The organism is Microbacterium sp. RU33B (assembly GCF_900155915.1).
GTDB lineage: Bacteria > Actinomycetota > Actinomycetes > Actinomycetales > Microbacteriaceae > Microbacterium.
The window spans coordinates 296,376-316,266 of sequence record NZ_FTPO01000003.1 but is presented as its reverse complement, the minus strand read 5'-3'; the positions used below and the strand labels follow the sequence as shown (position 1 = coordinate 316,266).

The following is a 19,891-nucleotide window of genomic DNA, read 5'->3' as shown; positions in this document are numbered from 1 at the left end:
CGGATCCGGCCGGGGTCTGTCACTTCAGCGCGCCGGAACCCAGGCCCGTGCGCCAGTAGCGCTGAAGCAGGAGGAACGTGACGATGAGCGGGATGATCGACAACAGGGCCCCGATGAGCACGAAGCCGCGCAGCTCGGGGAACTGGTTGATGGTCGAATTCCAGGCGTAGAGCCCGTAGGTGACCGGGAACAGCTCTTCGCTGCGGAGCATGATCAGCGGCAGGAAGAAGTTGTTCCAGATGCCGACGAACTGGAAGAGGAAGATCGTGATCAGGGCAGGCACCATCAGTCGGATGGAGACCGTGAAGAACGTGCGGACCTCGCCCGCTCCGTCCAGCCTGCTGGCTTCGAGCAGCTCCTCGGGCACGCTCGCCTCGGCGAAGACGCGGGCGAGATAGACGCCGAACGGACTCACGATGCTGGGCAGGAACACCGCCCAGAAGGTGTTGGTCAGCTGCACCTGGCTGAAGAGCAGGAACAGCGGCAGCGCGAGCGCGGTGGCCGGCACGAGCACTCCCCCGAGGATCACGTTGAACATCAGCTCGCGGCCGCGGAACCGGTACTTGGCCAGTGCATAGCCGCACATCCCGGCGACGACCGTGGCGACGAGGGCGCCGATGCCGGCGTATCCCACGCTGTTGACGATCCAGCGCACGTAGATGCCGCCGTCGTAGCTCAGGAGCGACGTGATGTTCTGCCAGAGCGCCGGTTCTGCGAACCAGAGCGGATTGGTGGAGAAGAGGTCGCCCCTGGTCTTGGTGGAGGCGACGAGCAGCCACCAGATCGGGATGAGGAAGTACAGGGTGAAGACGAGCATGATCACCATCGCGACCGTGCGCGAGATCACGCTCTCCCGCGGGCCCCGGCCGGTCCGGGCGCCCCGTGCGCGACGGGCGGAGTCGGGGAGCACCGTCGTCCGGGTGTCCAGCACGTCGCTCATGAGTCCGCCTTCCGTCGGGTGATGCGCAAGAACGTGAACGAGAGGACGAATGTCGCGAGCGCCAGGACCACCGAGAACGCCGCCGCGAGGCTCACGTTCGGAATCGCCGACGTCGCGTAGATCGTCATGTTGGGCGTGAAGGTGCTCGTGACCGAGGAGCTGAACGAGCGGAACACCTGGGGCTCCGCCAGGAGCTGGAGCGTGCCGATGATCGACAGGATCGCCGTCAGCACCAGCGAGGGCCGGACCATCGGGATCTTGATCGACCAGGCGATGCGCAGCTGGCCCGCCCCGTCCAGTCGCGCCGCTTCGTACATCTCGGATGGGATCGCCAGCAGGGACGAGTAGATGATGAGCATGTTGTAGCCGACGAACACCCACGTCACGACGTTCGCGATCGCCCACAGGACCAGATCGGCGGAGAGGAAGTCGACGTTGCCGGTGAGGACGGTGAAGGGCGACAGGTTCGGCGAGTACAGGAAGCCCCACATGATCGCGGCGATGACGCCGGGAACCGCGTACGGCACGAAGAACGCGAGCCGGAAGAACTTCTTGCCGCGCAGGAGGGGCGAATCCAGAAGGAGCGCGAACAAGAGCGCCAGCGCGAGCATGATCGGCACCTGGACGACGCCGAACAGCAGCACCCGGCCGACCGACTCCCAGAAGGCCTCGTTCTGGAAGACGAGGACGTACTGCGACAGGCCGCCGAACACCTCCCGCGCCTCGCCGAAGGTCCCCTCGCGCTCGACCACGAGCAGCGACTGCCAGATCGCGTAGCCGATCGGGAGGAGGTAGAAGAGGAGGAACAGGACCACGAAGGGCGCCGTGAAGAACATGATCGCGCCCTTGTGCGGGATGCGTCCGCGCGCGCGCACGGGCTGGCTCCCGCCGCTCTTCGGTGTCACGAGCGCTTCCGTGGCAGTGCGTGTGGTCATGAGGTCATGTCCTCTCGGATCACTCGGACGGCGCCGGCGGGGATGCGGATGCTCCCGGAGACGCCCTCGCCCGTCACCAGGTCCGTGCCGCGGGCGCGGTGCACCAGGTCGTCCGTGCCGTTGTTGATGATGAAGCGGTAGGTGCGGTCGGTGCCCGCTCGGCGGACGACGTCGACGTCGGCGTGCGCGTCCGCGAGGCGGTTCGCACCCGCCGCCGTCAGCACGTCGTCGAGGATGCGCGCCAGCGCGGCCTCATCGGGGAAGGTGCCGAGGTACCACGCGTCACCGTCGCCGGCTGTTCCGCGACGCCGGGTCAGCGCGGGCATCCCCGCGGCGGGGCCGCCGACGAAGCGATCGACGACGTCGGCGTCGTGCGCGACCATCCGCTCGGTCCACAGCGAGGCCCGGCCACCCGACTCGAGCGACACGACGTCGCCCGGCAGGACGGGCGCGAACTCCTCGACGCGGATGCCGAGCAGGTCGCGCCAGACGGCCGGGTACCCCCCGGGACGGACACGGTCGTTCTCGTCCACGATGCCGCTGTAGAAGGTGATGAGGGTGTGAGCGCCCGCGGCGACCGCGGCATCGACGGTCGCCGCCTCCTGGTCGCGCACGAGGTGCAGCCCGGGAACGACGATGAGGCGGTAGCCCGAGAGGTCAGCGCCGGGGCGGACGACGTCGACCTCGGCGCCGGCTGCGCGCAGCGCCCGATGGATCGCCCACACCTGGTCGAGGTAGGAGACCGCCTCGCTCGGACGGTTCTCGGCGTCGGCGGCCCACCACGCCTCCCAGCTGAACAGCAGCGCGACGTCGGCGACGACGCGCGTGCCGGCCACCTCGCCCAGTCGCTCCAGCACGTCGCCGAGCTCGAGCGCTTCGCGCCACAGGGCGGAGTCGGTGCCGGCGTGCGGGATGAGGGCGGAGTGGAACTTCTCCGACCCCTGGACCGAGGCCCGCCATTGGAAGAAGCAGAGGGAATCCGCGCCGCGCGCGACGTGCTGCAGGGAGTCGCGGAGCATCTGGCCCGGGGCCTTGGCCAGATTGTGAGGCTGCCAGTTCACCGACCCGGTCGAGTGCTCCATCAGCATCCACGGCGCCCCGTGCGACAGCCCCCGCGTCAGATCCGCCGCGAACGCCAGCTCGGCCGCCGGGTGTTCGAGGCGATGGTCGAGGTAGTGGTCGTTCGCGATGACGTCGACCTCCGGGGCCCACGTCCAGTAGTCGAGCTCCCGGATGTGCGCCGTGACCATGAAGTTCGTGGTGATCGGAGCACTGCTGTGGCGGCGGATGACGGCCTGCTCGGCGCGGTAATAGGAGAGCAGCTCGTCGGAGCTGAAGCGCGAGAAATCGAGGACCTGGCCCGGATTGCGGGTCGACAGGGTGAGCCGAGGGGTGCCGATCTCCTCCCAATCGGTGTAGCGCTGACTCCAGAAGCTCGTCCCCCACGCGCGGTTCAGCGCAGCGATCGAGCCGTAGCGCGCGCGCAGCCACTCTCGGAATGCGGCGGCGCTGCGATCGCAGTAGCAGAGGGCGTTGTGACAGCCCAGTTCGTTCGACACGTGCCAGAGAGCGACGGCAGGATGCTCGCCGTAGCGCTCGGCCACGGCATCGACGAGGGCGAGCGCGTACTGCCGGAACACGGGCGAGCTCGGGCACCACGCCTGCCGCCCCCCGGGGAATCTGGTCGTGCCGTCGGAGACGACGGGAAGGATCTCGGGATGCCGCGTCGTCAACCAGGGCGGCGGCGACGCGGTGCCCGTGCCGAGGTTGACGCGGATGCCGGCGTCGTGGAGCAGCCCGATGATCTCATCGAGTCCCGAGAAGTCCAGGGAGCCGTCCGGGGACTGCAGTTCGGACCAGCCGAAGATGTTGACCGCGACCAGGCTGATGCCCACCTCGCGCATGAGGGCGACGTCTTCGCGCCAGACGCTGCGGTCCCACTGCTCGGGGTTGTAGTCGCACCCGAAGTCGATGCCGCGGTGTTCGTAGCGGGGACGAGCGAGGCTGCGCTCGGTCGTTGCTAGTGGGCGGTTCACGGGACTCCCGGGTCGACGTCTTCGGCGAGGTGTGCACGTGCACAGATTCGAGGAGAGAAGATCTTCTTCGAGCTTCTGTGAACGTACACAGAATGGCACCGGGTCCTGCGGGATGTCAAGCGATGCGGACGATACAGTTGTCGCGTGTCGACGACATCCGGACGACCGCGCCGCGCCACGGTCCACGACGTGGCCGTCGTCGCGGGCGTGTCGCGCGGCACGATCAGCCGCTACGTCAACGGCGACCCCTACGTCTCCGCGTCCGCCCGGCGGGCGATCGAGGCGGCGATCGCGGAGGTCGGCTACGTGCCGAACACCGCGGCTCGACACCTCGTGATGCAGCGCACGGAGACCATCGCCTTCATCGTGCACGAGCCGCACTCGCTGTTCATCGAGGACCCCAACATCGGGGGGATCCTGCTCGGCGCGAATGCGGCGCTCTCCGAAGCCGATCACCAGATGGCGGTGCTGATCGTCGATTCCGAACGCGACACCGAACGCGTCGCGAGGTATCTGTCCGGCGGCTCGGTCGACGGGGTGATCATCGTCTCCGCCCGCGCCCACGACCCCATCGCGGGGGTCGTCGAGCGGCTGCGTCTTCCCGCCGCGTTCGTCGGCCATCCCCCCGGCGCCACCTCGGCGGCGTTCGTCATCATCGACAATCGCGGTTCGGCGCGCGCGATCACGGAGCAACTGGTCGACACCGGTCGGCGTCGGATCGGCATGATCGCGGCCGCCCTCGATCGCGACTCCGGGGCGGAGCGGCTCTCCGGCTTCACCGACGCCCTCGGCGAACGCTACGACGACGCCCTCGTCGAGCGGGTCGCGCTGTACTCCTACTCCGCAGGGAGGGAGGGCATGACCGCCCTGCTGGAGCGCGCGCCCGACATCGACGGCGTCTTCGCCGCGTCGGATGCGATCGCGGCCGGAGCGATGGAGGCCCTCCGCGCGGCCGGCAGGCGGGTGCCGCACGATGTGGGTGTCGTGGGCTTCGACGACAGCGCGTGGGCGCGGCGCACTCTCCCCGCCCTCTCGACCGTCCGGCAGCCGGCCGAAGGGCTCGGGCGCGAGGCGGCCGCCCTCGTCCTGGAGCAGCTGCGCGGAGACGCCGCTCCTCGCGAGGTCCTCCTCCAGTCGGAGATCGTGTGGCGGGAGTCGGCCTGACCGGCGGCGCGACGCGCCGTCAGATCGCGCGCAGTCGGCGGCGGTAGGCGGCCGGAGTCTCTCCGCACCATCTGCGGAAGCGATCGTAGAACTGGCTGTGCGAGCCGAAGCCCGCGGCGAAGCCGACATCGGGAACGGCGAGATCGGTGGTGAGCAGCAGCTGCTGCGCCGCGGCCACCCGGCACTGGGCGAGGTAGTCGCCGATCGTGATGCCGAGCGCCGCGCGGAAGACCGACATCGCGTACTGCGGGTGGAGGTGGACGTGCCCGGCGATGTCGCCGACGGAGAGATCCTCCGCGGAGCGCTCCGACATGAGAGCGGCCATGGCCGCCGCTGCGGCGCGGGGAGCACCGCCGTCGCGGCGGAGCGCCGAGTCGTCGAGGTGCACGCCCTCGGCGGCGGCGTCGGCGGCGTCTGCGAGACGCAGCGCGAACGCCTCGATCTCGAGCCCGGCGATCCGGTGAGCGAGCCCTCCGGCTGCGAGCTCTCCCGTCCAGCGCGGCGCGCGCTCGTCGAGACCGATCCCGGGAGTCGCCGGAACCGCCACGACCTCGCCCGCCATCATCCTCCGCATGAACCCCGCCGGGAGCCGCCAGGCCAGGGCCTGCCGGAGCGGCACCGTGAGCCACGTCTCCGTCCCCGTGTCCGTGCCCCCGACGAGCTGGTGCGGGCGCGCCGCCCAGAAGACGGCCACCGTTCCGGCCGGGATGACGCGGCTGCGCCCGTCGATGACGTACTCCAGGTCGACGTCGGCGTGGTTGAACTCCAGATCGTCGTGCCGGTGCGCCGCGGTCATCCCCCGCGTCGGCCCCTGCCAGCAGTCCAGCCCGAACGACGCCCGCTCCGCGTCCATGGTCCTCACTATTCCAGAATTCCTCCCCTCTATCGCGGAGGTCGTGCGGGATAGTGCTTCCTAACGTGGAAGCGTCCCTGATCCGAGGAGAGCCTCATGTCGACCACGACCACCATCGAACCCCCCGTCGCGACTCAGCCGTACCACCTGAGCGCAGAAGAGATCGCGCGCTTCGATCGCGAGGGATACCTCGTCCTGAGGAACCGCATCCCCGCACCCCTGCTCGATCGGCTCCGTGCCGCAGCGGACGGATGGATCGGCGACGGGCGCGACGTCGGGCCCGACGACCCCGCCGCTGCGGATTACCACTACGCGCAGCGCGGTGGCGAGCGGCGGATGTTCCGGGTGGACTACCTGCACAGCAAGGGCCGGTCGGCCTCGCTCGAGCTGCTCGGGAGCCCCGCCGTGCTCGGCATCGCCGAGAGCCTCGCGGGGCCGAACCTCGTCCCCACGTACGAGTCGCTGGTGTTCAAGGACGAAGGCGACGGCGCCGCGATCGACTGGCACCAGGATGCCGTGCACCCCCGCACGCGGCGGATCTTCAACGTCGACGTCTACCTCGATGCCTCTCGCGCCGGCGAGGGTGCGCTACGCGTCGCCCCCGGGTCCCACCTCGCGCCGGTCGACGTCTGCCAGCTCCAGGAGGAGTACGGCTGGGACGCCCCCGGCGTCATCCAGGTCGAGCTGGAGCCCGGCGATGTGCTCGTGCACGACGTGATGATCGTCCACGGCAGCGAGGCGGTGCAGGGCAATCGCCTCCGGCGCACGATCTACTACGAGTTCCGCGCCGCCGAGCAGATCGCCGCCGAGGGCCCCTGGGACGCCGAGTGGGTCGACCGGCGACTGCGTCTCCTCCCCGTCGGTCTGCGCGAGCACGCGCGTCGCAATCCGGACGAGGCCGGCTTCGTCTGGAACGTCGCGGCCCCGTTCGCGCCGGATACGACGCAGGACGACGAGGCTGAGCTGCGCATCGCGCACGGCGTGCACTCCCCCGGCTCCTACTGCAGCGCCGGCAACGTGCCCTTCTGACGGCCGACGCCGCGGGCGTGTCGCTTCCCGTCACACGGAAGCGACACGGAATGAAACGTCGCGCCCGGCGTTGAGTAAGCTCATGAGCATCTACGTGCTCCGGGGTCGGTGAGAATCCGAACCGGCGGTGATAGTCCGCGAGCCGCAGCAGGTCATCACTTCGATATCCTGCCCAGGCTGATCCGGTGCGATTCCGGGACCGACGGTGATGCGATGGCGACGCCATCGCTAGTCCGGATGGGAGGCGCACGACGGCAGTCGACATCGGTCGGCGGCCGGCACTTCCCGTTGCCCCGGAGTCCGAGAACTCGGAACTCAGGACGGGACGGATGACGGCGAACGACGCGGAGCGACGTGCCATGCGGCACGCCCTCGAGCTGGCGACGCACGGCCCGCGCGGCCTGAATCCGCAAGTGGGCGCCGTCCTCCTCTCCCCCGCAGGCGATGTGCTCGCCGAAGGCTGGCACCGGGGCGCCGGCACGGCGCATGCCGAGGTCGACGCTCTGTCCAAGCTCGCTCCCGGCGCGGCCCGGGGGGCCACCGCCGTGGTCACCCTCGAGCCGTGCAATCACACGGGGCGCACCGGCCCGTGCTCCGAAGCCCTGATCAGCGCGGGCGTGGCGCGAGTCGTGTACGCCGCCGACGACCCCGGCGCGGAGTCGTCGGGCGGTGCCGAGCGGCTGCGCGATGCGGGAGTGGATGTCGTGTCCGGCGTCCTCGCCGACGATGCGGCCGCCCTGCTCCATTCCTGGCTCGAGGTGCAGCGCCTCGGTCGCCCGTTCGTCACGGTCAAGTGGGCGCAGTCGCTCGACGGTCGAGCGGCGGCCTCCGACGGCACCAGCCAGTGGATCACCGGCCCCGATGCCCGCGCCGACGTGCACCGCCGCCGCTCCCGTGCCGACGCGATCGTCGTGGGAACCGGCACGCTCCTCGCCGACGACCCGGCACTCACCGCCCGGACGGCGGACGGCTCGCGGTACGACCACCAGCCGATGCCCGTCGTGCTCGGTGTGCGCCCGGTGCCCGCCGACGCCGCCGTCCGCAGGCATCCGCTCGCCCTCGTGCAGCACGACGGACGCGACCTCGTCGCTCTGCTCGCCGACCTTCGCGACCGCGGGGTGCAGCGGGTGTTCGTGGAGGGCGGGCCGACGATCGCCGGCGCGTTCCTGCGCGCCGGGCTCGTCGACGAGATCCTCGCCTACATCGCTCCCACGCTTCTGGGCGGCGGGATGCCGGCCCTCGGCGACATCGGGGTGCAGACCATCGACGATCAGCTGCGACTCCGCGTGGCATCCGTCGAGCACTTCGGCGACGACCTGCTGGTCGTGGCCGCCCCCCGCCCTTCGACAGGCTCGGGCACCGGGTCGACGGATTCGGGGACCGGGAAGACACACTCAGGGGCCGCGGTCCCGGGAGGAGACGACTGATGTTCACGGGAATCGTGGAGGAGATCGGCGCGGTCACGGCCGTCGACGAGTCCGGCGACGGCGTGCGGCTCACGGTGCGCGCGCCGAAGGCGGTGACGGATGCCGCCCACGGCGACTCGATCGCCGTCAGCGGCGTGTGCCTCACCGTCGTCGATCAGGGCGAGGACTGGTTCACCGCCGACGTCATGCGCCAGACGCTCGACATGTCGACGCTGTCCGGCGTCGCCGCCGGCCGCGCGGTCAATCTCGAGCGCGCGACCCGGGCGCACGGCCGTCTCGGCGGGCACATCGTCCAGGGGCACATCGACGGCACCGGCGAGCTGCTGGAGGTGCGCCCCGGCGCCCAGTGGCGCGTCCTGCGCATCGCCCTCCCGGCCGAGCTCGCCCCGCTCGTCGTCGACAAGGGATCCATCGCGGTCGACGGCGTCTCGCTGACGGTCAGCGACGTCTCACCCGCGACCGGCTCCGACGGCCACTGGTTCGAGGTGTCGCTCATCCCCGAGACCCTCGCCGCCACCACCCTGGGGACGCGCGTCGCCGGCGACCGCGTCAACCTCGAGACCGACATCCTGGCCCGCCACGTGCAGCGGATGCTCGCTTTCGGCACCTCCGCGTCCACTCCACAGATCTCCTCGAACGAAGGGGGCTCGCGATGAGCCTTGCCACCATCCCCGACGCTCTCGACGCCCTGCGCGCCGGGCGTCCCGTCATCGTCGCCGACGACGAGAACCGTGAGAACGAGGGCGACGTGATCCTCTCCGCGGAGCTCGCGACGCCCGAGTGGATCGCCTGGACGGTGCGCTGGTCGAGCGGCTTCATCTGCGCGCCCATGCCCGCCGACTGGGCCGACAACCTCGATCTGCCGCCCATGGTCGCCATGAACGAGGACGCCCGGGGAACCGCCTACACCGTGAGCGTCGACGCAGCCGACCGCGTGTCGACGGGCATCTCGGCGTCGGACCGCGCGCACACCCTCAATGTGCTGGCGAACCCCGAGTCGACGCCGTCCAGCGTCATCCGTCCGGGTCACATCCTGCCGCTGCGCGCCGTCGACGGAGGCGTGCGCGAGCGCGGCGGCCACACCGAGGCCGCCGTCGACCTCATGCGCCTCGCGGGGCTCCAGCCCGTCGGCGCGATCGCCGAGGTCGTCGCCGAGGACGGATCGATGATGCGCCTGCCCGGACTCATCGAGCTCGGCGAGCGCGACGGCGTGCTCGTGATCACGATCGAGCAGCTCATCGCCTACCTCGACGAGACCGAGCCCGTCGACGTCCCGCATGCGCACGCCGTGCACAAGCGCCGCGTGAGTCTGCGCGCCGAGGCCCAGGTTCCGACCTCCCACGGCGACTTCCGCTTCCTCGCGTACAAGGACCGGGTGACCGGCACCGATCACCTCGCGGTCGTCTCCGGCGACCTCACCGAAGACGCCCCGCTCGTGCGGGTGCACTCGGAGTGCCTGACGGGTGAGGCGTTCGGCTCACTCAAGTGCGAGTGCGGGCCGCAGCTCGACGCCGCCCTCGATGCGATCGAGACCGACGGCGGCGTCGTCATCTACATGCGCGGCCACGAGGGCCGGGGCATCGGCCTCATCAACAAGCTCCGCGCCTACAGCCTCCAGGAGCGCGGCCTCGACACGGTCGATGCCAACCTCGCGCTCGGCCTCCCCGCCGACGCTCGAGACTATGCCGCGGCCGCCGGCATCCTGGCCGACCTCGGCGTGGACAGGATCCGGCTGCTGACCAACAACACCGACAAGGTGAACCAGCTGCGCGGTCTCGGCCTCGACATCGTCGAGCAGGTGCCGCTGCTGGTCGGCGTCGGACCGAACAACCACCAGTACCTCGCGACGAAGGCCGAGCGGATGGGCCACATCATCGCCGAACAGGACCTCAGCGATGCTCTGAACAGCTCGCGACTGACCGAAGGAGCCGGAGCATGAGCGGCAAGGGAGCGCCCATCACGGGCGGAACGGATGCCACGGGACTCGACGTCGTCGTCGTCGCGGGCACGTGGCACGACGTCATCACGAACGGGCTCATCGCGGGCGCCGAGCGGGTGCTGGAGGCGTCGGGGGCCTCGTGGCGGCTCGTGCGCGTGCCCGGATCGTTCGAGCTGCCGGTGGCCTGCAAGGTCGCCCTCGACGCCGGCGCCGACGCGGTCGTGGCGCTCGGCGTCATCATCCGCGGTGGCACGCCCCACTTCGAATACGTCTCGTCGGCGGCGACCGACGGCCTCACCCGCGTCGCCCTCGACACGGGCAAGCCGGTCGGCTTCGGCGTGCTGACGCTCGACGACGAGCAGCAGGGGCTGGATCGTGCGGGCCTCGAGGGGTCGAAGGAGGACAAGGGCGCCGAGGCCGCCGATGCCGCCATCTCCACGGCCCTCGTGCTCCGAGCGCTGCGGGCCTGAGCCCCCGCCGCTCTTTCGGCCATCGGCGACCTTCAGGTAGCCTGATGGTCATGGAGATCCTGCGGCACATCGTCGTCTACCTGCACATCATCGGCTTCGCCGTGCTCTTCGGGGCGTGGCTCGTCGAAGCGGTCGCCCGGCGCGCCCACTTCACGCGCCTCATGTCGATCGGCATGACCATCGCGGCCGTCACCGGACTCGCCCTCGCAGCTCCCTGGGGCATCTCGTACGAGCTCAACTACGTCAAGCTCGGCGTGAAGCTCGTGGTGCTGCTCGCGATCGGAGCGATCCTCGGCATCGGGGCGGCCCGGCAGCGCCGGGAGGGCTCTGTCCCGTCCGCGCTCTTCTGGAGCATCGGCATCCTGACCCTGCTGAACGCCGGCCTCGCCGTCATCTGGCGCTGAGCCGGACGACGCGGGATGCCCCGGACCACGCGGTCCGGGGCATCCGTCGTCTCAGCGGGTCAGTCGAGGAAGAGCGCGCGCAGCCGCTTGGTCGTGAACACGAGGCCCACGGCGATCATGACGACGTAGTAGAGCACGTGCCACAGCATGGCCGGGCTCAGGATGCCGGTGGTGAGCCCCCGGACGAGCTCGACGCCGTGCCACAGCGGGAACGCCATGATGACGCCCTGGATCCACTCGGGGTATATCGTGATCGGGTAGAGCGTCGCCGAGAAGAGGAACATCGGCAGCAGCACGAAGTTGATCCAGTCCATCTGCTGGAAGGTCTTCATGTAGCTCGTGACCGCCATGCCGAGACTGGCGAAGCCGAAGGCGATGAGCACGACCGCGGGCAGGGCCAGGATGGCCGTCCACGCGAGGTTGAGTCCCATCAGCTGCATGACGACCATGAAGCCGGTGGCGTAAAGCAGGCCGCGCAGCAGCGCGTACAGGATCTCGCCGAGCGCCACGTCGAGCGGGCCGAGCGACGTCGCGAGCATGCCCTCGTAGAGCTTGCCGTAGTTGAGCTTGAAGAAGACGTTCCACGTGGAGTCGTAGATGGCGCCGTTCATGGCCGACGTCGCCAGGAGCGCCGGTGCGATGAACGCCGCGTAGGGCACCTCGACGCCGCCGGAGGTCTGGACCTCGCCGATGAGCGCGCCCAGGCCGATGCCCATCGACAGCAGATAGAAGACGGGCTCGAAGAAGCCGGAGAGCACGACGGCCCAGCTCGACGAGCGCGCGGCGATGAGCCCGCGCTGCACGACGGCCTGCGGGTTTCCGGCCCACAGGGCCCGCACGCCGCCGGCGCGCACAGCCGGGTCGACGTCGATGACGGCGGTCATTCCCCGAGCCTCCTCTGGAACGTGCGCCGCCCGAGCAGGTAGGCGCCGATCGACAGCAGCAGCAGATAGCCGACGTGCACCGCGATGGCCCACGGCTCGGCGGGCTTGCCGTAGGTCACGATGCGGCCGAGCTCGGATGCGTGCCACAAGGGCGAGACCCACCCGATCCACTGCAGCCACAGGGGCAGCGTCGCGAGCGGATAGAAGGTGCCCGAGAACAGGAACATCGGCATGAAGATGAAGCGCTGCACGAGGGCGATCTGGCCCTTGTCCTCGGTGATCGTCGCCGAGTACGCCAGGTACGGGATGCCGAAGGCGAGGCCCGCGAGGAGCCCGATGCCGATCGAGATCCACCCGGTGGCAGGATCCGGCACCGCGCCGAAGATCCAGAGGAACAGGTAGTACGCCGCCGACACGAACAGGATGCGCGCCGACGCGCCCGCCACGACGCCCCCCGCGATCTGGCCGGGAGAGAGCGCCGACGCGCTGAAGCCGAAGAAGTACCTCCGCCACTTGAACCCCGCCATGACCGGGTAGGAGAACTCCTCCGACGCGACCGAGATCGCAGCGGTCATGAGCAGGGCCGGCGCGACGAAGACGAGGTACGACACCTCGACACCGCCCTCGGCGATCGGCGCGTCGATGAGCGCCGCGAGCCCGACGGCCAGGCCGAGCAGATAGAGGATCGGCTGCCCGAGGGCGCCGACGATGATCGTCCAGCCGTAGGCCCGCATCGCCCGCACCATGTGCTCGGTGACGTACCACGTGCCGTATCTGCGGGGCTTGCGCCCCCACTCCATCGCCTCGGCGCGCAGCGCGTCGAGCGAGGCATCCGTCGTCGCTCCGCTCATTCGATCAGCGACCTTCCCGTCAGTCGGAGGAACACGTCTTCGAGCGACGAGCGGCGCACGAGCGACGTGATCGGCTCGAGGCCCCGCGCCGTGACCGTCTCGAGCGCGTGCTCGCCGTTGTCGGTGTAGACCAGCACGCGGTCGGGAAGCACCTCGACGCGGTCGCCGATGCCCTGGAGCTGCGGTGCGACCTCCTGATTGCGCGCCGAGCCGAAGCGCACTTCGAGCACCTCTCGGCTCGAGTGCTCGCGGATGAGCGACGCGGGCGTGCCCTCGGCCATGATGCAGCCCTTGTCGACGACGACCAGGCGGTCGCACAGCTGCTCCGCCTCGTCCATGTAGTGGGTCGTGAGCACCAGGGTGGTGCCGCGCTCCTTCAGACGGAACAGGCGATCCCAGAGCACGTGGCGGGCCTGCGGGTCGAGCCCCGTCGTCGGCTCGTCGAGCAGCAGGATGCGCGGGTCGTTGATGAGTCCGCGCGCGATCGTCAGGCGGCGCTTCATGCCGCCCGACAGCGCGTCGACCTTGCTCTTGGCCTTGTCCTCCAGCTGCGCGAACGCGAGCAGCTCGTCGGCCTTCTCCTGGCACACCTTGCCGGGGAGGCCGAAGTACCGGCCGTAGATGTAGAGGTTCTCGCGCGCGTTGAGCTCGCCGTCGAGGTTGTCCTGCTGCGGCACGACACCCAGCCGCGAGCGGATCTCGGGTCCGTAGCGATCAGGATCGAGCCCGAGGATGCTGAGCTCGCCGGCCGTGCGCGTCGAGACCGCGCCGATCATCTTCATCGTGGTGGACTTGCCGGCGCCGTTGGGGCCGAGCAGACCGAACGACTCGCCCGGAGCCACCTCGAACGACAGGCCGTCGACGGCCACGAAGTCGGGCTTGCCCTTGACCTTGTAGGTCTTGACGAGGTTCTGTGCGGAGATCACGGGTGCGGACACCCGCAGAAGCCTACCCGCGGTCCACGACATGCACCTCGGGGGCAGCGGCCGGCGCCGGTTCGCGCGCCAGTACACTGATCGCGACGCGGTCGTCCCGAAGCGGCGCGTCGTCTTTGGGGGGATCGATGCGCCGACGTCGGACGCGCGCCGGATGGCGCACGACGGTCATCGCGCTGCTGGCCACGGTGATCGTGCTGTCCGCCGCGCCCGCCTCCGCCGCGGTCTCGGTGATCACCGGCGGAGAGGTCGGCGGCGGCAGCGTCGCCGCCCGCCTGGCGGCCAGCGCGCTGCGGGATCCGTGGTCTGCGGCACTGACGGCCCGAGGGGCCGCACCGCCCGCCCCGTCGATCCTCGCCGGCCCCGTCGGCACCCCGGTCACCGGCGTGCTGCTGACGGCGGCGGACGGCACGACGGCAGCGGTGCAGCGCGCACGCTACAGCACGGATGCCTCGCCGGTCTTCGTGGCGAACTCCCCCAACCCCGGCACCGCCGTGTGCACCGGAGCGGGTCTCACGCTGCAGGGAGGCGCGCCCCGGCCCTCCGTCATCCTGGGGAACACCGGCTGCACCAACGGCAACGGCTTCGCCTTCACCTCGTTCGGCGGCGCCGGCGAGAACACGACGCGCGACGCCCTGGACTTCACGTTCAGCCGACCCGTCCTGGGCTTCGGCGCGTGGTTCGCCGATCTGGAGACGCGCACCGACGGAGCAGGCATCCCGGCTCTCCTGCGGCTCTACGACTCGGCGGGCGTCCTGCTGTCGGAGCAGACCATCGCCCCGGTCGGATCACAGGCCGGATGCGGCGGCGACATCGCGGCATGCGGCAACAACACGACCCGCTGGGTGGGCTTCGTCGCCGACACGGCGACTCCTGTGTCGCGCATGGTCGTCATCGTGGGCGACAACGAGCTCGCCGGCGGCGCCGTCAACGTGGGCTTCGGCTTCATCGGGCCCTCGCTGGTCACCGACCGGGCGGGCATCGCGCTCACGGTCGCCGCCCCGACGGGTCCGGTCGCGCTGGGCGACGTCATCGCGTACGACCTCGCTCTCGCCAACACGGGCACCGTCACCGTCACGGGCGCCGCCGTCACGGCGGACGGACCGGCATCCCTCTCCTGTCCGGGCACGGATGTCGCGCCGGGCGCGACCCTCTCGTGCACCGCGACGCACACCGTCACGCAGGAGGATGTGGATGCCGGCGTCATCCTCCGCTCGTGGTCGGCCACCGGGTCGGCATGGGGCGGTCCGGTCGCGGCCGTCCCCCAGCCGAGCACCGTCCCGGTCGTGCAGACCCGGGCACTCGAGGTGACGATGACCGCCGATCGCGCGACCTACAGCGCCGCGGGCGACGTCGTCTCGTACGACATCGTCGTACGCAACACCGGGACGGTCACGCTCGCCCCGCCGTCGGTCTCGACCGACCTGGCGGCCGCGGACTGCGCACCGGTCGCCGCCCTCGCCCCCGGTGCCGCACTCGCCTGCACCGCTGCGTACACGGTGCCCTCGGCGGGCGCGGCCGTCGCGAACACCGCGCGCGCGTCGACGGATGCCGGGGCCGTCACCGCGAGCTCCGCGGCGGTCGTGGTCGCCTACGTCGCCGTTCCCCCGCCTCCTCCCGTCGATCCGGTCGACCCGGTCGACCCGGCCGCGCCCTCTCCGGGCGATCCCCCCACCGGGCAGCTCGCCCGTTCGGGCGGCGCGGATCCGACGGCGTTCGCGTCGATCGCACTGGCACTGATCGCGGTCGGCGGCGTCCTTCTCCGCATCCGGCGGCGCACGACGCCGGCGGGACCCGACGTCAACAAGGGTTGACATACGGGAAGTCGTCAACGAGAGTTGACTCGCGGGCCTTCGGGCGGCAGCGGGAGGAGACACTCATGAGCGGCGACCAGCTGAGCACCCTGATCGGGTCGGATCCACCCGGTCAGCCGATCGCGGAGCTGCACCGACTCGCCGCGGTGCGCGCCGAGCTCGCGCGCGCCGAGGAGGTGCAGGTGCGCCGCGCCCGCACGCTCGGCTACTCCTGGCAGGCCATCGCCGGAGCGCTCGGTGTGACGAAGCAGGCCGCCCACAAGAAGTACGGTCGAAGGTGACCCCCACCGCAGGAACAAGAGGTACACCCGTGTCCGACACCGCCACGAAACCGCGCGGCCGCGGCCGCCGCGCCCCGCAGGACGGGCCGCGCGCCAGCCTGAAGCAGCTGCTGCCGTTCCTGTGGGAGCACAAGGGCGTCCTCGTCATCGTCGCCGTCCTGAGCATCGTCGGCGCCGTCACGACCCTCGCGCAGCCGCTGCTGGTGGGCCAGGTCATCGACCGCGTGCAGAACAACGAAGCGCTCGGGATGCTCGTGTGGGCGATCGTGGGTCTGGTCGTGGCCGCCTCGCTCATCGGGGGCTTCCAGCACTATCTGCTGCAGCGCACCGGGACGGCGGTCGTCTACTCGTCCCGCCGCCAGCTCATCGCGCGCATCCTGCGACTGCCGATCAGCGAGTTCGACGCCCGCCGCACCGGAGACATCGTCTCGCGCGTCGGCACCGACACGACGCTGCTGTACGCCGTGCTGACCCAGGGCCTCGCCGACTCGATCGGCAACGCGCTGCTGTTCGTGGGCGCACTCGTCGCGATGGCGTTCATCGATCCCCTGCTGCTGCTGGCGATCGTCGTCGTCCTCGGCGTCTCGGTCGTGGGGGTGACGGTGCTGAGCGGACGCATCCGCACCGCCACGACGGCGCAGCAGGAGAAGGTGGGCGAGCTCGCCTCCGGCGTCGAGCGCGCGGTCGGAGCGATCCGCACCGTGCGGGCGTCGGGGGCGACCGAGCGCGAGATCGCCTCCGTCTCGGCGACCGCGAGCGAGGCCTACGGCATCGGCGTGCGCATCGCGAAGGTGTCGGCGCTCGTGGTGCCGATCGCGAACATCGCCCTGCAGGTCTCACTCCTGGTCGTGCTCGGGCTCGGAGGCTTCCGCGTCGCCTCCGGAGCCATCTCGGTCGCCGCGCTCGTGACCTTCGTGATGTTCCTCTTCCTTCTGATCGCGCCTCTCGGCTCGTTCTTCGGCGCCATCACGTCGGTGAACCAGGCCCTCGGCGCGCTCGGCCGCATCCAGGAGGTCCTCGATCTGCCGACCGAGGAGCAGTCGGATGCCGAGATCGCGGCCCGCGTGTCGCAGGTCGACGTCCCACTTCCTGCGGGTGCGGCGCCATCCGACCCGCACGAAGGGGGACGCGGACGCGGCGACGAGATCGCGATCGAATTCCGCGACGTGCACTTCGCCTACCCCGAGGCCGTCGTGAAGGCCCGCCGCACGGCCGAGACCGAAGCGATCGCCGCGCTCGAGAACGCGCACGTCGACACGTCGACCGTCGTGCTCCCGACGGGAGAGCAGGCGGATGCGTCGGCCGAGGCATCCGTCGACGCCCCGGTGCTGCGCGGAGTCTCGTTCCGGGTGCCGCGCGGCGCCCGCGTCGCCCTCGTCGGCCCTTCGGGCGCCGGCAAGAGCACGACGCTCGCGCTCATCGAGCGGTTCTACGATCCGACGAGCGGGGCGATCCTCCTCGGCGGGCAGGACGTGCGGCTGCTCCCCCGCGATTCTCTGCGTGCGCAGCTCGGCTACGTCGAACAGGACGCCCCGACCCTGGCCGGCACGATCGCCGACAACCTCCGACTCGCCTCCCCCGACGCGACCGACGAGGACTGCGAGCGGGTCCTGCGCGCCGTGAACCTGGGCGAGGTGCTCGAGCGCAATCCGCTCGGCGTCGACGCGCCGGTCGGCGAATCGGGTGTGAAGCTGTCGGGGGGCGAGCGTCAGCGCCTCGCGATCGCCCGCGCGCTGCTGGCAGCGCCTCCCGTGCTGCTGCTCGACGAGTCGACGTCGTCGCTCGACGGGCTCAACGAGCAGCGCATGCGGGAGGCGATCGACGCCGTGGCAGCCGGTCGCACGCTCATCGTCATCGCGCACCGACTCTCGACGGTCGTCGACAGCGATCACATCGTCGTGCTCGACCACGGCCGGGTCGTCGGCGAGGGCACGCACTCGGAGCTCGTCGTCTCGACGCCGCTGTACCGCGACCTCGCGAAGCACCAGCTCCTGGTCTGACCCTTCCGGATCCGGGAGTACGGCGACGCGGCGGTTCAGCCCTGTGCGCGCCGGAGGCGGTAGCGGAGGGCGGCGAGTTCGGCGTAGAGCGGCGCGGGGACCCGGCCTTCGAACGTCGAGTAGAACTGCTCGGTGAGGTCGGTCTCGCTCAGCCACAGCGCGGGGTCCACGGCGAACAGCTCGTCGAGGTCCTGCTGCGGAACGTGGATGCCGTCGAGGTTCAGGTCCTCCGTGCGCGGCAGGCGCCCGACGGGGCTGTCCACGGCGGGGACGGCGCCTTCGACGCGGCGGATGATCCAGTCGATGACGCGGGCGTTGTCGCCGAATCCGGGCCAGAGGAAGCGGCCGTCGGCGCCCTTGCGGAACCAGTTCACCTGGAAGATGCGCGGCGCGCGGTCGAACCGCAGCTTCTGCCCCACCGAGAGCCAGTGCCCGAAGTAGTCCGCCATGTTGTATCCGCAGAACGGCAGCATCGCGAAGGGATCACGGCGCAGCTCGCCCACGGTGCCCTCGGCGGCGGCCGTGCGCTCGGAGGAGATGTTCGACCCGAGGAAGACGCCGTGCGTCCAGTCAGTGGCCTCGACGACGAGCGGGACGTTCGTGGCGCGGCGACCGCCGAACAGGATGGCGTCGAGGGGAACGCCCTCCGGGGCATCCCAGTCGGGAGCGATCTGCGGGCACTGCCCGGCGCTCACGGTGAAGCGCGAGTTGGGGTGCGCGGCGGGGCGACCCATCGCGGGCGTCCAGGGGTTGCCCTCCCAGTCGGTGAGCTCGGCGGGAGGCGTGTCGGTCAGGCCCTCCCACCACACGTCGCCGTCGGCGCGCAGCGCGACGTTCGTGAAGATCGTGTTGCCCCAGAGCGTCTCGACCGCCGTGACGTTGGTCGACTCGCCCGTGCCGGGTGCGACGCCGAAGAAACCCGCCTCGGGGTTGATCGCCCACAGGCGCCCGTCCTCGCCGGGGCGCAGCCACGCGATGTCGTCGCCGAGCGTCTCGACGCGCCATCCGGGGATCGTCGGGCGCAGCATCGCGAGGTTGGTCTTGCCGCAGGCCGAGGGGAACGCCGCGGCGACGTGGTACGCCTTGCCTTCGGGCGAGATCACGCGGATGAGCAGCATGTGCTCGGCGAGCCATCCCTCGTCGCGGCCGATCACCGACGCGATGCGCAGCGCGAAGCACTTCTTGGCGAGGATGGCGTTGCCGCCGTAGCCCGATCCGAACGACCAGACCTCGAGCGTCTCGGGGAAGTGCACGATGTACTTCTCGTCGTTGCACGGCCACGCCACGTCGGCCTGGCCCGGAGCCAGCGGCGCTCCGACGGAGTGGATCGTCTTGACCCACGCCGCCCCCGTGGCGATCTCGCGGAGCACGTCGGTGCCCACGCGCGTCATGATGCCGATCGAGGCGACGGCGTAGGGGCTGTCGGTGATCTGCACGCCGATGTGCGACAGAGGACCGCCGACGGCGCCCATCGAGAACGGCACGACGTACATCGTGCGTCCGCGCATCGCGCCCTCGAAGATGCCGGTCAGCGTCTCGCGCATCTCGGCGGGGTCGGCCCAGTTGTTCGTCGGGCCGGCGTCGATCTCGGCCTCGGAGGCGATGTAGGTGCGTCCCTCCGTACGGGCCACATCGCTCGGGTGCGAACGGGCGAGGTACGAACCCGGCCGCCACTCGGGGTTGAGCTTGATCAGCGTGCCGTCGTCGACCATCCCGCGCAGGAGGGCCTCGTTCTCGGAACGGGAGCCGTCGACCCAGTGGATGCGGTCGGGCTTCGTGAGCACTGCGACGCCGTCCACCCACTCTTCGAGCGCTGCCATGCCGGGACCGGCGATCGACGGGCGCGCGCCGTAGGCGGCCGTCGGAGTGACCTGACGGATTCCTCCGGTGGCGGGTCGCGTGAAGATGTCGGCCAGGGCCATGTCGAGT

At 70.6% G+C, this 19,891-nt stretch carries 18 protein-coding genes and 1 riboswitch; of the genes, 10 read left to right on the top strand and 8 right to left on the bottom strand.

Going from position 1 to position 19,891, the window contains the following annotated elements:
• Positions 1 to 19: 19 nt before the first annotated feature.
• The 3 genes from B0B14_RS14850 to B0B14_RS14840 are packed head-to-tail and all read right to left on the bottom strand — an operon-like array spanning position 20 to position 3,911.
• Positions 20 to 940: a carbohydrate ABC transporter permease gene (locus B0B14_RS14850; protein WP_083710643.1), complete on the bottom strand. Its 921-nt coding sequence runs from the start codon at positions 938 to 940 to the stop codon at positions 20 to 22.
• Positions 937 to 1,875, bottom strand: a complete 939-nt coding sequence (locus B0B14_RS14845; RefSeq protein ID WP_076683259.1) for a carbohydrate ABC transporter permease — start codon at positions 1,873 to 1,875, stop codon at positions 937 to 939. The genes B0B14_RS14850 and B0B14_RS14845 overlap by 4 nt, the downstream gene beginning before the upstream one ends.
• Positions 1,872 to 3,911 carry a beta-galactosidase gene (locus tag B0B14_RS14840; protein ID WP_083710642.1) on the bottom strand — a complete coding sequence of 680 codons (2,040 nt, stop codon included), beginning with the start codon at positions 3,909 to 3,911 and terminating at the stop codon, positions 1,872 to 1,874. The genes B0B14_RS14845 and B0B14_RS14840 overlap by 4 nt, the downstream gene beginning before the upstream one ends.
• A 144-nt stretch (positions 3,912 to 4,055) precedes the next feature.
• Here B0B14_RS14840 and B0B14_RS14835 point away from each other — a divergent pair, with 144 nt between their 5' ends.
• Positions 4,056 to 5,075 carry a LacI family DNA-binding transcriptional regulator gene (locus tag B0B14_RS14835; protein ID WP_076683257.1) on the top strand — a complete coding sequence of 340 codons (1,020 nt, stop codon included), beginning with the start codon at positions 4,056 to 4,058 and terminating at the stop codon, positions 5,073 to 5,075.
• Positions 5,076 to 5,094: 19 nt separating this feature from the next.
• On the opposite strand, the gene B0B14_RS14830 is transcribed toward B0B14_RS14835, so the two are convergent.
• Positions 5,095 to 5,928 (bottom strand): helix-turn-helix domain-containing protein, encoded by an 834-nt coding sequence (locus tag B0B14_RS14830; protein WP_076683255.1) that lies wholly within the window; start codon positions 5,926 to 5,928, stop codon positions 5,095 to 5,097.
• A 96-nt stretch (positions 5,929 to 6,024) separates the two neighbouring features.
• On the opposite strand from B0B14_RS14830, the gene B0B14_RS14825 reads away from it, so the two are divergent.
• From B0B14_RS14825 to B0B14_RS14800, 6 genes are all read left to right on the top strand, one after another.
• Complete coding sequence (locus tag B0B14_RS14825) at positions 6,025 to 6,957, top strand: phytanoyl-CoA dioxygenase family protein (RefSeq protein WP_076683253.1); 933 nt, start codon at positions 6,025 to 6,027, stop codon at positions 6,955 to 6,957.
• A gap of 91 nt (positions 6,958 to 7,048) precedes the next feature.
• Positions 7,049 to 7,210: riboswitch (FMN riboswitch) on the top strand.
• 76 nt (positions 7,211 to 7,286) lie between these two features.
• A complete protein-coding gene (gene ribD / locus B0B14_RS14820) occupies positions 7,287 to 8,384 on the top strand; it encodes a bifunctional diaminohydroxyphosphoribosylaminopyrimidine deaminase/5-amino-6-(5-phosphoribosylamino)uracil reductase RibD (protein ID WP_083710641.1) in 1,098 nt (365 codons plus the stop codon).
• A complete protein-coding gene (locus B0B14_RS14815) occupies positions 8,384 to 9,040 on the top strand; it encodes a riboflavin synthase (RefSeq protein WP_076683251.1) in 657 nt (218 codons plus the stop codon). Before ribD ends, B0B14_RS14815 begins: the two co-directional genes overlap by 1 nt.
• Positions 9,037 to 10,323 (top strand): bifunctional 3,4-dihydroxy-2-butanone-4-phosphate synthase/GTP cyclohydrolase II, encoded by a 1,287-nt coding sequence (locus B0B14_RS14810; RefSeq protein ID WP_076683249.1) that lies wholly within the window; start codon positions 9,037 to 9,039, stop codon positions 10,321 to 10,323. Before B0B14_RS14815 ends, B0B14_RS14810 begins: the two co-directional genes overlap by 4 nt.
• Positions 10,320 to 10,793, top strand: a complete 474-nt coding sequence (ribH, locus tag B0B14_RS14805) for a 6,7-dimethyl-8-ribityllumazine synthase (RefSeq protein WP_076683247.1) — start codon at positions 10,320 to 10,322, stop codon at positions 10,791 to 10,793. The genes B0B14_RS14810 and ribH overlap by 4 nt, the downstream gene beginning before the upstream one ends.
• A 50-nt stretch (positions 10,794 to 10,843) precedes the next feature.
• Entirely contained in the window at positions 10,844 to 11,197 is a 354-nt protein-coding gene (locus tag B0B14_RS14800) for a Fe-S protein (RefSeq protein WP_076683638.1), read from the top strand.
• 59 nt (positions 11,198 to 11,256) lie between these two features.
• Here B0B14_RS14800 and B0B14_RS14795 read toward each other — a convergent pair whose 3' ends face one another.
• The 3 genes from B0B14_RS14795 to B0B14_RS14785 are packed head-to-tail and all read right to left on the bottom strand — an operon-like array spanning position 11,257 to position 13,870.
• Entirely contained in the window at positions 11,257 to 12,081 is an 825-nt protein-coding gene (locus B0B14_RS14795) for an ABC transporter permease (protein WP_076683245.1), read from the bottom strand.
• Positions 12,078 to 12,932 (bottom strand): ABC transporter permease, encoded by an 855-nt coding sequence (locus B0B14_RS14790; RefSeq protein WP_076683243.1) that lies wholly within the window; start codon positions 12,930 to 12,932, stop codon positions 12,078 to 12,080. Before B0B14_RS14790 ends, B0B14_RS14795 begins: the two co-directional genes overlap by 4 nt.
• Complete coding sequence (locus B0B14_RS14785; protein ID WP_076683241.1) at positions 12,929 to 13,870, bottom strand: ABC transporter ATP-binding protein; 942 nt, start codon at positions 13,868 to 13,870, stop codon at positions 12,929 to 12,931. Before B0B14_RS14785 ends, B0B14_RS14790 begins: the two co-directional genes overlap by 4 nt.
• Before the next feature lie 125 nt (positions 13,871 to 13,995).
• Between B0B14_RS14785 and B0B14_RS14780 the strand changes: the two genes are divergently transcribed.
• The 3 genes from B0B14_RS14780 to B0B14_RS14770 all read left to right on the top strand — a co-directional run bounded on the left by B0B14_RS14780 (position 13,996) and on the right by B0B14_RS14770 (position 17,962).
• Entirely contained in the window at positions 13,996 to 15,681 is a 1,686-nt protein-coding gene (locus tag B0B14_RS14780; RefSeq protein WP_076683239.1) for a DUF7507 domain-containing protein, read from the top strand.
• A gap of 65 nt (positions 15,682 to 15,746) precedes the next feature.
• The gene (locus tag B0B14_RS14775) at positions 15,747 to 15,962 is read left to right on the top strand and encodes a transcriptional regulator (protein ID WP_076683237.1); all 216 of its coding nucleotides are present in this window, start codon (positions 15,747 to 15,749) and stop codon (positions 15,960 to 15,962) included.
• Positions 15,963 to 15,991: 29 nt separating this feature from the next.
• Positions 15,992 to 17,962, top strand: a complete 1,971-nt coding sequence (locus tag B0B14_RS14770) for an ABC transporter ATP-binding protein (RefSeq protein WP_076683235.1) — start codon at positions 15,992 to 15,994, stop codon at positions 17,960 to 17,962.
• 35 nt (positions 17,963 to 17,997) lie between these two features.
• Here the strand turns inward: B0B14_RS14770 and B0B14_RS14765 are convergent, their stop codons facing one another.
• Entirely contained in the window at positions 17,998 to 19,884 is a 1,887-nt protein-coding gene (locus B0B14_RS14765) for a phosphoenolpyruvate carboxykinase (GTP) (RefSeq protein WP_076683233.1), read from the bottom strand.
• Positions 19,885 to 19,891: the final 7 nt, after the last annotated feature.

Excerpts from the sequence above, each read along its gene's own strand:
- ribH (WP_076683247.1), top strand. The coding sequence starts at position 10,320 with ATGAGCGGCAAGGGAGCGCCCATCACGGGCGGAACGGATGCCACGGGA.
- B0B14_RS14845 (WP_076683259.1), bottom strand. The coding sequence starts at position 1,875 with ATGACCACACGCACTGCCACGGAAGCGCTCGTGACACCGAAGAGCGGC.
- B0B14_RS14830 (WP_076683255.1), bottom strand. The coding sequence starts at position 5,928 with ATGGACGCGGAGCGGGCGTCGTTCGGGCTGGACTGCTGGCAGGGGCCG.
- B0B14_RS14815 (WP_076683251.1), top strand. The coding sequence starts at position 8,384 with ATGTTCACGGGAATCGTGGAGGAGATCGGCGCGGTCACGGCCGTCGAC.
- B0B14_RS14825 (WP_076683253.1), top strand. The coding sequence starts at position 6,025 with ATGTCGACCACGACCACCATCGAACCCCCCGTCGCGACTCAGCCGTAC.
- B0B14_RS14780 (WP_076683239.1), top strand. The coding sequence starts at position 13,996 with ATGCGCCGACGTCGGACGCGCGCCGGATGGCGCACGACGGTCATCGCG.
- B0B14_RS14795 (WP_076683245.1), bottom strand. The coding sequence starts at position 12,081 with ATGACCGCCGTCATCGACGTCGACCCGGCTGTGCGCGCCGGCGGCGTG.
- B0B14_RS14810 (WP_076683249.1), top strand. The coding sequence starts at position 9,037 with ATGAGCCTTGCCACCATCCCCGACGCTCTCGACGCCCTGCGCGCCGGG.
- B0B14_RS14800 (WP_076683638.1), top strand. The coding sequence starts at position 10,844 with ATGGAGATCCTGCGGCACATCGTCGTCTACCTGCACATCATCGGCTTC.
- ribD (WP_083710641.1), top strand. The coding sequence starts at position 7,287 with ATGACGGCGAACGACGCGGAGCGACGTGCCATGCGGCACGCCCTCGAG.
- B0B14_RS14790 (WP_076683243.1), bottom strand. The coding sequence starts at position 12,932 with ATGAGCGGAGCGACGACGGATGCCTCGCTCGACGCGCTGCGCGCCGAG.
- B0B14_RS14775 (WP_076683237.1), top strand. The coding sequence starts at position 15,747 with ATGAGCGGCGACCAGCTGAGCACCCTGATCGGGTCGGATCCACCCGGT.
- B0B14_RS14765 (WP_076683233.1), bottom strand. The coding sequence starts at position 19,884 with ATGGCCCTGGCCGACATCTTCACGCGACCCGCCACCGGAGGAATCCGT.
- B0B14_RS14850 (WP_083710643.1), bottom strand. The coding sequence starts at position 940 with ATGAGCGACGTGCTGGACACCCGGACGACGGTGCTCCCCGACTCCGCC.